Source organism: Sphingomonas sp. DG1-23 (genome assembly GCF_030730875.1).
In the GTDB taxonomy this organism is placed as follows: domain Bacteria; phylum Pseudomonadota; class Alphaproteobacteria; order Sphingomonadales; family Sphingomonadaceae; genus Sphingomonas.
Map to the genome: position 1 here is coordinate 175,367 of NZ_JAVAMA010000003.1, position 11,755 is coordinate 187,121.

General features: G+C 66.4%; 13 protein-coding genes. 7 read left to right on the top strand and 6 right to left on the bottom strand.

Features of this window, described 5'->3' with window-relative positions; translation table 11 throughout:
- The first annotated feature begins 66 nt into the window (after window positions 1-66).
- Window positions 67-1,596: a tryptophan halogenase family protein gene (locus tag Q9Q95_RS06415; protein ID WP_306095054.1), complete on the top strand. Its 1,530-nt coding sequence runs from the start codon at window positions 67-69 to the stop codon at window positions 1,594-1,596.
- 151 nt (window positions 1,597-1,747) lie between these two features.
- Here Q9Q95_RS06415 and Q9Q95_RS06420 read toward each other — a convergent pair whose 3' ends face one another.
- Window positions 1,748-3,112, bottom strand: a complete 1,365-nt coding sequence (locus Q9Q95_RS06420) for a cation:proton antiporter (protein WP_306095056.1) — start codon at window positions 3,110-3,112, stop codon at window positions 1,748-1,750.
- 205 nt (window positions 3,113-3,317) lie between these two features.
- On the opposite strand from Q9Q95_RS06420, the gene Q9Q95_RS06425 reads away from it, so the two are divergent.
- Both Q9Q95_RS06425 and Q9Q95_RS06430 read left to right on the top strand, forming a co-directional pair.
- Complete coding sequence (locus Q9Q95_RS06425) at window positions 3,318-3,554, top strand: type II toxin-antitoxin system Phd/YefM family antitoxin (protein WP_306095057.1); 237 nt, start codon at window positions 3,318-3,320, stop codon at window positions 3,552-3,554.
- Window positions 3,554-4,048 carry a PIN domain-containing protein gene (locus Q9Q95_RS06430; RefSeq protein ID WP_306095060.1) on the top strand — a complete coding sequence of 165 codons (495 nt, stop codon included), beginning with the start codon at window positions 3,554-3,556 and terminating at the stop codon, window positions 4,046-4,048. Before Q9Q95_RS06425 ends, Q9Q95_RS06430 begins: the two co-directional genes overlap by 1 nt.
- Window positions 4,049-4,209: 161 nt before the next feature.
- Here Q9Q95_RS06430 and Q9Q95_RS06435 read toward each other — a convergent pair whose 3' ends face one another.
- Genes Q9Q95_RS06435 through Q9Q95_RS06445 form a run of 3 tightly spaced genes read right to left on the bottom strand, consistent with a single transcriptional unit; the run spans window position 4,210 to window position 5,667 of the window.
- The gene (locus tag Q9Q95_RS06435; RefSeq protein WP_306095062.1) at window positions 4,210-4,599 is read right to left on the bottom strand and encodes a VOC family protein; all 390 of its coding nucleotides are present in this window, start codon (window positions 4,597-4,599) and stop codon (window positions 4,210-4,212) included.
- Between the two features lie 13 nt (window positions 4,600-4,612).
- Window positions 4,613-5,044 carry a DUF488 family protein gene (locus tag Q9Q95_RS06440; protein ID WP_306095064.1) on the bottom strand — a complete coding sequence of 144 codons (432 nt, stop codon included), beginning with the start codon at window positions 5,042-5,044 and terminating at the stop codon, window positions 4,613-4,615.
- Complete coding sequence (locus tag Q9Q95_RS06445; RefSeq protein ID WP_306095066.1) at window positions 5,041-5,667, bottom strand: lysoplasmalogenase; 627 nt, start codon at window positions 5,665-5,667, stop codon at window positions 5,041-5,043. The genes Q9Q95_RS06440 and Q9Q95_RS06445 overlap by 4 nt, the downstream gene beginning before the upstream one ends.
- Window positions 5,668-5,730: 63 nt before the next feature.
- Between Q9Q95_RS06445 and trmFO the strand changes: the two genes are divergently transcribed.
- Window positions 5,731-7,044 (top strand): methylenetetrahydrofolate--tRNA-(uracil(54)-C(5))-methyltransferase (FADH(2)-oxidizing) TrmFO, encoded by a 1,314-nt coding sequence (gene trmFO, locus Q9Q95_RS06450; RefSeq protein ID WP_306095067.1) that lies wholly within the window; start codon window positions 5,731-5,733, stop codon window positions 7,042-7,044.
- Window positions 7,045-7,074: 30 nt separating this feature from the next.
- Here the strand turns inward: trmFO and Q9Q95_RS06455 are convergent, their stop codons facing one another.
- Together Q9Q95_RS06455 and Q9Q95_RS06460 are read right to left on the bottom strand one after the other, a co-directional pair.
- Window positions 7,075-7,548, bottom strand: coding sequence for a histidine kinase (locus Q9Q95_RS06455; protein WP_306095070.1), 474 nt, complete (start codon window positions 7,546-7,548; stop codon window positions 7,075-7,077).
- Between the two features lie 62 nt (window positions 7,549-7,610).
- On the bottom strand, window positions 7,611-8,285 hold the full coding sequence (locus Q9Q95_RS06460) for a squalene/phytoene synthase family protein (protein WP_306095072.1): 675 nt from the start codon (window positions 8,283-8,285) through the stop codon (window positions 7,611-7,613).
- A 102-nt stretch (window positions 8,286-8,387) separates the two neighbouring features.
- Here Q9Q95_RS06460 and Q9Q95_RS06465 point away from each other — a divergent pair, with 102 nt between their 5' ends.
- From Q9Q95_RS06465 to Q9Q95_RS06475, 3 genes are read left to right on the top strand one after another with little or no spacing between them, the layout of a single operon-like run.
- Window positions 8,388-10,409, top strand: coding sequence for a TadE/TadG family type IV pilus assembly protein (locus Q9Q95_RS06465; RefSeq protein ID WP_306095074.1), 2,022 nt, complete (start codon window positions 8,388-8,390; stop codon window positions 10,407-10,409).
- The gene (locus Q9Q95_RS06470) at window positions 10,406-11,032 is read left to right on the top strand and encodes a TadE/TadG family type IV pilus assembly protein (RefSeq protein WP_306095076.1); all 627 of its coding nucleotides are present in this window, start codon (window positions 10,406-10,408) and stop codon (window positions 11,030-11,032) included. Before Q9Q95_RS06465 ends, Q9Q95_RS06470 begins: the two co-directional genes overlap by 4 nt.
- Complete coding sequence (locus tag Q9Q95_RS06475) at window positions 11,029-11,745, top strand: TadE/TadG family type IV pilus assembly protein (RefSeq protein WP_306095078.1); 717 nt, start codon at window positions 11,029-11,031, stop codon at window positions 11,743-11,745. The genes Q9Q95_RS06470 and Q9Q95_RS06475 overlap by 4 nt, the downstream gene beginning before the upstream one ends.
- The last annotated feature ends 10 nt before the right edge of the window (window positions 11,746-11,755 follow it).

Sequence of the window (11,755 nt, forward strand, 5' to 3'; positions counted from 1 at the left end):
GCCCGCGCGCGCGCGGTAACGCCGCCATTGTCCCCGCCCCGCGCTTCCCGCTATCGTGCCGGCATCATGGGGAAGCGCGAAGTCCTGGTCATCGGCGGCGGCACGGCGGGGTGGATCGCCGCGGCCTATCTTGCGCGCTTTTTCGAGGGGCGGGTTGGCGTCACCTTGCTCGAATCCCCCGAGATCGGGATCATCGGGGTCGGCGAAGGCGCCTTTCCGACGATCCGCAACACGCTCAAATTCCTCGGGATCGACGAGAGCCATTTCATCCGCGCCGCCTCGGCGACGTTCAAGCAGGGCATCCGCTTCGACGACTGGCTCCACGCCCCCGCGGCCGACGGCACCCGCCATTCCTATCTCCACCCGTTCGAGGCGCCGTTTCACGCCGAGGCGAGCGGGCTGGTCCCTTATTGGCTGCTCCAGGACGCCGGCACCCGCGCCCCCTTCGCCGAAGCCGTGACGATCCAGAACCGCGTCGCCGCGGCGCAGCGCGCGCCCAAGCGGCCGGGCGAAGGCGACTATGCCGGCCCGCTCAACTACGCCTATCATTTCGATGCGGCGCGGCTCGCCGAAGTGATTGCCGCGCGGGCAGTCGAGCTCGGGGTGCGGCATTTGAAGGGCCGGCTCACCCATGTCGAGCTCGCCAAGGACGGCAGCATCGCCGCGATCGCCACCGACGCGCACGGCGCCTTGGCCGCCGATCTCTATGTGGATTGCTCGGGGTTTCGCGCCGAGTTGATCGGCAAGGCGCTCGGGGTGCCGTTCCGGTCGGTTCGCCACCAATTGTTCACCGATCGCGCATTGGCCTGCAAGATCCCCTATGACCGCCCCGACGCGCCGATCGCCAGCTTCACCATCGCCGCCGCGCACCCCGCCGGCTGGACATGGGACATCGGGCTGCAGGGCGCGCGCGGGATCGGCTGCGTCTGGTCGTCGGCGCACATGTCCGATGCCGAGGCGGCGGACCAGCTGCGCGCCTATGTCGGGCACGACGCCTATGAGGCGCGGATCATCCCGTTCGAGCCCGGCTATCGTCCGACGCAATGGGTGAAGAATTGCGTCGCGGTCGGGCTGTCGGGCGGGTTCCTCGAGCCGCTCGAATCGACCGGCGTGGTGCTGATCGAGGCCGCGGTCGCGATGATCGCCGAGCTGTTTCCGCTCGGCGGCCCCGCCGATGCGCCCGCGGCGCGGTTCAACCGGCTGATGAGCGCGCGCTATGCGAACATCATCAATTTCCTCAAGCTGCATTATTGCCTGAGCCGGCGCGGCGAGGCGTTCTGGCGCGACAATGCCGATCCCGCCTCGATCCCCGCGGCGCTGCAGGAATTGCTCGATCAGTGGCGCTGGCGCCCGCCGAGCCGCTTCGATTTCCTGCTCGATCTCGAGAGCTTCGCCTTCTTCAACTATCAGTACATCCTCTACGGGATGGAATATCGCACCGATCTGTCGGCGAGCCGCGGCGATTTCCCCAATATGGCAGCGGCGGAGAAGATGTTCGCGCGAATCCGCAGCTTCGGCGAGCGCGCCACCGCGGACCTGCCGTCGCACCGCGCGCTGATCCGCGAGATCAACCAGGGCCTGTCGCTGGCGGGGTGACCAATCTCCTTCTCCCCTTGTGGGAGAAGGAAGGGGCCCGCGCCGAAGGCGTGGGAAGGATGAGGGGGAGTAAGGCGCCAGCCCCCTCACCCTTCCGCCGATTTCATCGGGCTCCCTCCCTCTCCCACAAGGGGAGAGGGAAAGACCTGCCTCAGGCAGTGGCGAGCCGCCCGTCGACCTGGTCGAGTTCGCCGGTCTCGCGGGCCTTCTTGCCATAGACCGCCTCGAACAACGGGGTGGCCATCACCGTGGTGACGATCGCCATCAGCACGAGCATCGAGAACAGCGTCGGTCCGATGATCCCCTTCTGGAGGCCGATATTGATGATGATCAGTTCCATCAGCCCGCGCGAGTTCATCAGCGCGCCGATGCCGAGCGCCGTGCGGTTGTCCTCGCCCGAGAGCCGCGCCGCCGCCCAGCACGCGCCGAACTTGGCGAGCACCGAGACGAGGAGGATGCCCAATGCGATCAGCAGCAAGGCGGCCGAATTGACCATGTCCATCCGGGTGTTGAGCCCCGAATAAGTGAAGAACATCGGCAGCAGCAGGACCACCGCGAGCGGCTCGACCTTGCGCTTGAGTTCCTCGACGAACAGCCCGCGCGGCATGCACACCCCGATCAGGAAGCCGCCGAAGATCGCGTGGATCCCGATCGCGTCCATCAGGAACGCCGAGAGGCAGAACAGGAGCATCGTGATCGCGAGCACCTGCGTGGTCATCTCGCCGCGCGCCTCGACCGCCCGGCCCAGCGGCGCGAGCAGCTTGCGGCCGTAGAGGATCATGAAGCCGGTATAGAGCACCGCTCCCCCGATCGCGATCACCGCCACGCCCGGTCCCGATCCGAAGGTCGCGAGCACCAGAGCGAGCACGCACCACGACGCCGCATCGTCGAATGCGCCGGCCGTGAGCGAAAGCGTGCCGAGCGACGAATTGGCCAGCCCACGCTCGTTGATGATCCGGGCGAGCATCGGGAACGCGGTCAGCGCGATGCACGCGCCCATGAACAGGGTGGCGTTGCCCTGGCTGATCCCCGGCGCGAACAGCCCGGGCACGGTCAGCAGCAACGGCGTGATCAACGCCGCGAGCAGGAACGGCGCAGCGATGCCGGCCGCCGACACGGTCGCGGCGCTCTTCGCCTTGGACTGGAAGTGATCGAGCCGCAGCGTCAGCCCCACCATGAACATGTAGAGCCCGACGCCCAGTTGCGCGCCGACATAAAGTACGTTGCGCGTCTCCTTGGGAAAGATCGCATTCTGCAGATCCGGAAAGAACAATCCGAGCAGCGAGGGCCCGAGCACCACCCCCGCGATCATCTCGCCGACGACCTGCGGCTGGCGGAACAATTTCTGCCCAAGCCAGCCGACGACGCGGCAGGCAAGGATGATCACGGCGAGTTGCAGGAAGAAATGGACGCTGAAATCCGCCGGCGAATAGCTTTTGACGGCATTCACCGCCGGACCGTGCGGATTGAGCACGTCGGTCAGCGTGAACCAGGCACTATGGAGTAAATCAAGCATCTAACCTCCCCCGATTGGCGTTCGCATCGGCCTCTTCGTGCCTCTCGCGAACCCCTAGGGAGCGTAGCATCGCAGCGCCGCGCAACGCTTAAATCTGCACCCGCCCGCATTTTCCCGCGGCAAATTACCTTTGTGTTGCAAGCCGCGCACACCATAGTAACGTGCCTACATGACAACGCGGACAAGATAGCGACATAGGTATGATATGAGGGTGATCGGCAGCCGCGAATTCAATCAGGATGTCAGCGCCGCGAAGCGACTCGCGCGACTCGAACCCTTGTTCGTCACCGATCGCGGCAAGCCCACGCATGTGCTGATGAGCATCGATGCGTTCCGGCGGATGAGCGGCGAGCGCGAGAGCATCGTCGATCTGCTCGCTTTGCCCGGCGCGCGCGATGCCGCGCTCGGTCCGGTCGAGCGATGGGATCGCGAGCCCCGCTGATGTATCTGCTCGATACGCCCGTCGTCTTCGAACTGCGCAAGGCCCGCGCCGGCGATGCGGATCCGGGACTTGCAGCCTGGGCCGCGAGCGTGGCGCGCGAACGGCTGTTCCTCTCGGCGATCAGCCTCGTCGAGCTCGAGGGCGTGGTCGAGCGCACCGCGCGGATCGACAAATCGGCGGGAGCGGCGTTGCGCGGCTGGATCGACAACCAGCTGGTTCCCGCCTTCGAAGGCCATATCCTCGCGCTCGACGCGGCGATCGCGCGTCGCCGCGGCAAGCTCGCGCTCGCCGAAACCCGTGACGCGCTGTTCGCCGCCACCGCGCTCGAGCACGGCCTGACGCTCGTCACCCGCAACCTCGCCGCGTTCAAGGGGACGCGCGCGAAGCTGTTCGATCCGCGCGATTATCGTGCCAGCGACGACGAAGACACCGACTGGCGCACCGCGGTACGCACCAGCGCGGCATGGCTGCGCAATCCTTTCGTGCGAAGCTGAGAGAAAACGATCCCGCGTTCGTCGTCGCGAGCGGCTGCAACAATGTGAAACACGTTTGTAACCCGGCTCCGCCAGTGGAGCCGTGCCGGCGCAGGGTCCCCTCCTGCCGCGCCGGCTCTCCCCGAACTACGGGGCGGCTCCGGCCGCCCCGCTTTTTCGAGTCATTCGGGGCGGTGGCAGACCGCTTCGATATTCTGCCCGTCGGGATCGAGCACGAAGGCGCCGTAATAATTCGGGTGGTAATGCGCGCGGATGCCCGGTGCGCCGTGATCGGTGCCGCCCGCGGCCACCGCCGCGGCGTGGAAAGCATCGACCTCGGCGCGGCTGTCGACCGTGAAGGCGATGTGGGTGCCCTGCCCCACCTGCTCATTGTCGCCGATCCAGAAGAAGGGCTTGTCGTCCTTGCCATAGCCGATCGCGGTGCCGCCGCTCTCGGTCTGTTCGGGAGTGACCCGCATCAATTCGGCAATGCCGAGCGGCGCGAACGCGGCGGCGTAGAAGGCGCTGGATCGGGCGAGATCCGAGACTGCGAAGCCGACATGATCGATCATGCTGAAATCCTCCTCAGGGAAACAGGTCCACCACTTCGGCACCTTCGCCCTCGGCATGGAGCAGCAAGGTGCGGTGGCAATGTTCGGGGTTGCGCTCGAAGCAGAGCAAGGCGCTAGGCTTCTCGGCGGCCAGCGCGCGCATCCGCGCCGCTTCGGCCTGCGCCTCGGGCAGCCCGAGCTGGGTCTCGTACACGGCCTCCAGCGTCGCGACGTCGCCTTTCTTGGCCGCATCGCGCCCGGGCTTCGGCGTGCCGAGATTCTTCAGATGGACATATTCGATTCCCGCATCGTTCAGGCTCGCCGCGAGGATATTCTTCGAGAAACCTGGCCGCCGCGACAACGGCAGCGCGCGCACATCGATCACCCGTTCGACACCCGCATTGTGCAACGCCGCGATGAATTCGGCCATTGTGGTGGCCTCATAGCCGATCGTGAAGATCTTCATGTCCGCAAGCTCCGCACGACGCCCCAGGCGATCAACGCCTGCCCGGCGAAATAGGTCGGCCAGATCAGCAGCCCGGGCAGGTCCGAAGCGGCGAGCGGCCCCAGCTGGGCAAAAAGGAGCAGATCCGAGAGAACGAAAAAGGCGGCACCGTTGCCGACGGTGAACGGCGAGAAACGGCTCACCGCAGCGGTGCCGAACATCGCTCCCAGCCCCGCGGCATAGAGCGCGATCCCCGGAGCCGCGGCGCGGTCGGCGGGCAGCCACCATGCAAGCGCAGTTACCGCGACGGCGATCAAGACAGCCTGCCACAAGGGTTTGGCGCGGTTGCGCAGATACAATCCCGTCGCAACGACATGCCCGGCGAGAAACGCGACCGCGCCGACTGTCAGTCCATGGGTCTCGAGCAGGACGTCGCCCAGCGCGCCGAACCCCAAAGCCGCGGCGATCAGCCAGCCGTCCGCCGAGCGCGCCTGCACCGCCGCCCACAAAGCGAGCAGCCCGACCCCCGATCCTTTCCACACGACGCCGGCCGCCGGCGCGGCGGCGATCCAGTGCGTCGCATAATAGCTGCCCCCCGCGATCAGGGCGGCGAGAAAGAGCAAGCGGGCGGCACGGCTGTCCATCCAGCGAACATAGTGCCATTGCGGCCTTTGTCATGCGGGGCACATGCGGCTATTCGCCCCGGCGTGACTCACGACATCCACATCATCGGCGGCGGCCTCGCCGGTTCCGAAGCCGCATGGCAGCTCGCGCAGGCCGGGTACAAGGTCAAGCTCTCCGAAATGCGCGGTTCGGGCAGCATGACCCCCGCGCATCAGAGCGACCGCCTCGCCGAACTGGTCTGCTCGAACAGCTTCCGCTCGGACGATGCCGAGCGCAACGCGGTCGGCCTGCTCCACCAGGAGATGCGCGATCTCGGTTCGCTGATCCTGACGCAGGGCGATGTGCACAAGGTTCCCGCCGGATCGGCGCTGGCAGTCGACCGCGATGGCTTTGCCGACGGCGTCACGGCGGCGCTGAAGGCGCATCCGAACATCACGATCGTCCGCGAGCGCGTCGATCGCCTGCCGACGGAAGGCCTGACGATCGTCGCCACCGGGCCGCTGACGGCGCCGGGCCTCGCCGAGAGCATCGGCACCGCGACCGGCAAGGATCAGCTCGCATTCTTCGATGCGATCGCCCCTATCGTCCATTTCGAGAGCATCGACTTCACCACCGCCTGGTATCAGTCGCGCTGGAACAAGGGCGACGGCAAGGATTACATCAACTGCCCGATGTCGAAGGACGAGTATCTCGCCTTCCACGCCGGGCTGCTCGCCGGCGAGAAGACCGAGTTTCGCGAGTGGGAGAACGTCCCCTATTTCGAAGGCTGCATGCCGGTCGAAGTGATGGCCGAGCGCGGCGTCGACACGCTGCGCTACGGCCCGATGAAGGGCGTCGGGCTCGACGATCCGCGCACCGGGCGCTGGCCCTATGCCGTGGTGCAGCTTCGCCAGGACAATGCCAGCGGTACCTTGTGGAACATGGTCGGCTTCCAGACCAAGCTCAAATACGGTGCGCAGGTCGAACTGTTCCGCACGATCCCCGGGCTCGAAAAGGCCGAGTTCGCGCGACTCGGCGGACTCCACCGCAACACCTTCATCCGCTCGCCCGAACTGCTCGACGGCAGCTTGCGGCTCAAGGCGCACCCGAACATCCGCTTCGCTGGCCAGATCACCGGCTGCGAAGGCTATGTCGAAAGCGCGGCGATCGGGCTGCTGGCCGGGCGCTTCGCCGCTGCCGAGCTCGCCGGCCGGACGCTGGCCGCCCCGCCGCGCGAGACGGCATTGGGCGCGCTGCTCGCGCACATCACCGGCGAGGCCGAAATCGAGACCTATCAGCCGATGAACGTCAATTTCGGCCTGTTCCCGCCGATCGAGGGCCGCTCGAAGAAAGCCGACCGCAAGCTGATGTACACCAGCCGCGCCCGCGCGGCGTTCAGCGGCTGGATGCCGGCTTAATTCCTCCCCGATCGGGAGCGGGGACCGGGCCTAGTCCTCGGCCTCTTCCTTCGCCGGTGCCGCGGGGCAGACGCAGCGGGGCTTGGCGCCGGCGCGCGGCTTGGGTGCCGTGGCAAGGAATTCGGCCCGGGTCAGCGCTCCGGATTTGTCGGCGTCCGCACCGGCGAATTTGGTCGTGGTCTTGATCGCCCATTCGTCGAAGTCGAGCCGGCCGTCATGGTTGGCATCGAGCTTCGCATAAGCCTTGCGCCGCGCCAGCAGATATTCCTCGCGAGTCACTGCCTCGTTGCGATCCTTGTCGAAGCGATCGAAGCGCTTTTGCTCACGCGTCTTCGCGCTCGCCTTGGGCGCCTCCGGCAACGGTTCCTCGGGCGCCGCCACCGCAGTGCGCGCCGCGGGAGCAGCGGGAAGCTTGAATTCGGAAGCGGCCGAGCTGCGAAACAGGAACATGCCTGCGAGCATCAGCAAAGCCGCCGCGCCCGCGCCTGCGAAATAGCGCCACATCGAAGGTCTCCCCCGATCGCCGAAGGCAGCAGGCTACGCCTGTGGCACGCGCTGACAAGCCCTTATTTGCCGGTCAGCCGATGCCATAATAGCCGCCCGACCCGGTGCGGCGCGCCGATCCGGGGCGCCGCGCCTTCGGGTGCCTGCAAATCCAGCCGCGCCAGATGGGCCAGCGCGCCGAGCGCGCGGCCGTTGCGGCTCCAGCGCCGCGCCGCCGCTGCGGCCAGCAGCGGGATCGCCATGCTCCGTGCCCCATCGGCCTCGCCGGACCCGCGAAGATTGCGCGACAGATCGGCGAGCGCCCAGCCCTGGCCCGCCGCGGCGAGCGGATCGTGCGGCCCCGCCCCCATCGCAGCGCCCGCCGCGACGAACACATGCCCCCGCCCCTCTCCGAACCGCCGCAATGCGCCGGAATCGAGCGATTCCTCCTCGATCAGCACTTCCCAGCCATGGACGATCGGCACCAGCGCCGCGCCGCGCACCCCCTTCGCCAGAACCTCGCGCTCGAGCGCCTTGAGCACCGGCTCGGCCGGCGCCGGCTCCTGGTCCAGCCGCGCCAGCGCCTCGCGCCACCAGGCCAGCCGCATCTGCCCCAGCGCCGGCTCGCGCGTCGTCCGGAGCAGTTGCGCCAGCGCATCGTCGAGCGCGAGCAACGCCTCCAGCGCGCGGCGATCCCCGGGCCGCGCATAGGATAGCGCCAGCATGCGTTCGGGATCCGCGCCGGGATCTCCGGTCATGCCCCTAGGCTCCATAAGCGCATCGTTAACCAGCTGGATTTAGAAGGCGTTAGGTGCGCGCGTGGCAATACGCCACGTTGATCGGGGACCGGGATCGCAAACATGGTGGGCAATCTGCAGAGCTTGAAGGCGCGGGCGTTCCTGACGCGGTTGGCCCGCGACACGCGCGCCAACACGCTCGCGCTCATGACGATGGCACTGATACCCCTTGCCGGGATGGTTGGCGGCGGCATCGACATCAGCCGCATGTACATCGTCAAGACGCGCCTGCAACATGCTTGCGACGCGGGCGCGCTGGCCGGCCGCAAGATGATGGGCGGCGGCAGCTGGGCGACGAACAGCTATGCCGCGCGCGGCGAGGCGGAACGGTTCTTCGACGCCAATTTCAATCCCAACGCCTACGGCACCACGCTCGAGGCCGCCGCTGATCGTCGCAGCTTTTCGGAAAGCGCGGGCAAGGTGACCGGCAATGCCCGTGCGGTGGTGCCGATGACGTTGATGCGGATCTTCGGCAAGACCAGCGAGACGCTCAGCGTCACCTGCGACGCCGAAATGCGGCTGCCGAACACCGACGTGATGTTCGTCCTCGACACCACCGGATCGATGGATTTCTGTCCCAACGGCAGCAGCAGCTGCAACGGCGACGCCAATTCGCGTATCGCCGCGCTGCGCAAGGCAGTGAAGTGCTTCTACCAGATCGTGGCGCGACTCGACGTGCCGGACACGGTTTGCAACGCCGTCGGCGCCGAGCCGAGCGGCGGCACCGGCAATCAGGTGCAGATCCGCTTCGGTTTCGTGCCCTATTCGACCAACGTGAACGTCGGCAAATTGCTGCCCAACGACTATCTCGTCGATCAGTGGGACTATCAGACCCGCAAGGCGAACATGGCCGTCCCGCCGCAGAGCACCAACACCTATTGGGAAACCTATGGCGGCGGCTCGCTCAGCCAGGGCAATTGCCTGAGCTTCATGAAGAACGAGTCGTTCGGCAGCTTCACGCCTACCCCGGCCAATTCGGGCGGCCCGAACCCGGAGCCGACGATCGTGTCGAGCTTCCCGCATGACGGCGGCGCCACCGACGGCACCGAATGGGGCTGGTGGGGGTCTTCGGACCGCGACGGCAACAGCAAGAGCTGCCGGCGCCGGCGCACCGACGTCACCACATTCTATGTCGAGAAGTTCGCCAGCTGGACCTACAACCAGCTGCCGGTGACGGTCAGCGGCCTCAAGGCCGGCGGCAGCAGCTGGAACAACTCGTTCAACTGGCCGGTCGGCGACACCAGCATCGGCAACGACGTCACCAATTCCACGATCACGTGGAGCGGGTGCATCGAGGAGCGCGACACCGGCGAGCCGACCACCGATTTCGATCCGATTCCCGACGACAAGATCGATCTCGACATCGACACCGTCCCCCATGACGATGCGTCCCGCTGGAAGCCGGCGCTGCCGCGCCTGATCTTCACGCGCGGATCGACCTCGGGCTCCAATTACAACGCCAATAGCTGGACCAACGGGAACACCAGCAACTGGTCGACCGCCGCGCTCACCACGAGCACGGACTATAACAACAACTCGACCTTCTTCTGTCCGACCGAGGCGCGCAAGCTTCAGGCGTGGACCGACGCGTCGGCGTTCCAGACCTATGTCAACAGCCTTGATCCGAACGGCAACACCTATCACGACATCGGCATCATCTGGGGTGCGCGGCTGATGTCGCCGACCGGCATCTTCAAGACCGAGAACGCCACCACGCCCGGCGGCGGCGAGATCGAGCGGCACATGATCTTCATGACCGACGGCGACACCAACGCGAATGCCGGCGACTATGCTGCCTATGGCCTGCCTTTCTTCGATCATCGTCAGACCGGCGAGAATCCCACCAAGGCGCAGCTCGACGAGCAGGTGAATCTGCGCTTCCTCGCCATCTGCCAATGGGTTCGGAACTCGAAGATCACCCTGTGGGTCGTCAATTTCGGCGAGGGCCAGAGCCAGGCGACGCAGGACCGGCTCGAGCAATGCGCCTCGGAAGGCCGCTATTTCTCGAATACCGATGCGGATGGTCTGCAGCAGACCTTCAAGTCGATCGCCGACCAGATCTCGCAGCTGAGGCTGACCAAGTGATCGGTTCGATCCATCGCCTGCGCCGGCTCGCGCACGACGAGCGCGGCGCCACGGTGGTCGAGTTCGCGATCGTGGCGCCGGTGATGGGGCTGCTGCTTCTCGGGGCGTTCGACGTGGCGCACACCCTGTACATGCGGGCGGCGCTGCAGGGCGTCGTGCAGAAGGCGGCGCGCGACGCGACGCTCGAATCCGGCCTCGTCGGCGCTACCCAGACCGCGCTCGACAACAAGGTGAAGAACCAGATCAAGACGCTCGCCAACAACGGCACGGTGACGATCACGCGCCAATGGTATCGCAATTACGAGCAGGCCGCCGCCTCGCGGTTCGAACCGTGGACCGACACCAATCACAACGGCACCTGTGACGGCCCGCAGGGCCTCACGCCCGGGGAGCCCTACGAGGATTCCAACCGTAATGGCGTGTGGGACGCGACGGGGGGCAATCTCAGCCAGGGCGGCGCCAAGGACGCCGTGCTCTACACCGCGACGGTGAGCTATCCGCGCTTCTTCCCGCTCAACAATTTCATCGGCGGATCGAGCACCACCACGGTTACCGCGCAGACCATCCTGCGCAACCAGCCTTATGGCGATCAGGGCGCGCCCGAAGTGAGGAGCTGCACATGAAGCGCGGATTGACCCTGCTCGGGACGACCGCGCGTCGGCTCGGCCGCGACACCAGCGGGCTGGCATTGCTCGAATTCGCCTTCTCGCTGCCGATCCTGCTGGCGATGAGCCTCACCGGCGCCGAGCTGACCAATTATGTCATCACCCGGATGCGGCTCAGCCAGATCGCGCTGCAGATCGCCGACAATTCGGCGCGCATGGGATCGGGCAGCCAGCTCGAATCGAAGAAGGTCTATGAGAGCGACATCAACGATCTGCTCACCGGCGCCAATTTCCAGTCGGGCGAGCTGGGCCTGTTCGCCAACGGGCGCGTGATCATCTCGAGCGTCGAACCCCATGAGACGACGGCGAACAAATACCGGATCCGCTGGCAGCGCTGCAAGGGCACGCGAACCAGCTGGGGATCGAGCTGGGGAACCGCCGCCACCAAGACCAGTGTCGACGGCATCGGGCCGACCGGGCGGCAGGTCATCGCCCCGCCCAACGGCGTCGCGATGTTCGTCGAGGTGCGCTACCAATATCAGCCGCTGATCAAGACGTCGCTCGCGCCGTCGAGCGAGATGAACGAGATCGCGTCGATGATGGTGCGCGACGCCCGCGATACCAGCGACGACAGCTTCATCACCGTCAACGGGGTCAAGCAGAACAACCCCAACAAGACGCATCCCAACGGCGTCTATATTGAGAACGGCGTCACCGCCTCGACCTGCTGACCGGCGGGCG

Excerpts from the sequence above, each read along its gene's own strand:
- Q9Q95_RS06415 (WP_306095054.1), top strand. The coding sequence starts at position 67 with ATGGGGAAGCGCGAAGTCCTGGTCATCGGCGGCGGCACGGCGGGGTGG.
- Q9Q95_RS06420 (WP_306095056.1), bottom strand. The coding sequence starts at position 3,112 with ATGCTTGATTTACTCCATAGTGCCTGGTTCACGCTGACCGACGTGCTC.
- Q9Q95_RS06425 (WP_306095057.1), top strand. The coding sequence starts at position 3,318 with ATGAGGGTGATCGGCAGCCGCGAATTCAATCAGGATGTCAGCGCCGCG.
- Q9Q95_RS06430 (WP_306095060.1), top strand. The coding sequence starts at position 3,554 with ATGTATCTGCTCGATACGCCCGTCGTCTTCGAACTGCGCAAGGCCCGC.
- Q9Q95_RS06435 (WP_306095062.1), bottom strand. The coding sequence starts at position 4,599 with ATGATCGATCATGTCGGCTTCGCAGTCTCGGATCTCGCCCGATCCAGC.
- Q9Q95_RS06440 (WP_306095064.1), bottom strand. The coding sequence starts at position 5,044 with ATGAAGATCTTCACGATCGGCTATGAGGCCACCACAATGGCCGAATTC.
- Q9Q95_RS06445 (WP_306095066.1), bottom strand. The coding sequence starts at position 5,667 with ATGGACAGCCGTGCCGCCCGCTTGCTCTTTCTCGCCGCCCTGATCGCG.
- Q9Q95_RS06455 (WP_306095070.1), bottom strand. The coding sequence starts at position 7,548 with ATGTGGCGCTATTTCGCAGGCGCGGGCGCGGCGGCTTTGCTGATGCTC.
- Q9Q95_RS06460 (WP_306095072.1), bottom strand. The coding sequence starts at position 8,285 with ATGACCGGAGATCCCGGCGCGGATCCCGAACGCATGCTGGCGCTATCC.
- Q9Q95_RS06465 (WP_306095074.1), top strand. The coding sequence starts at position 8,388 with ATGGTGGGCAATCTGCAGAGCTTGAAGGCGCGGGCGTTCCTGACGCGG.
- Q9Q95_RS06475 (WP_306095078.1), top strand. The coding sequence starts at position 11,029 with ATGAAGCGCGGATTGACCCTGCTCGGGACGACCGCGCGTCGGCTCGGC.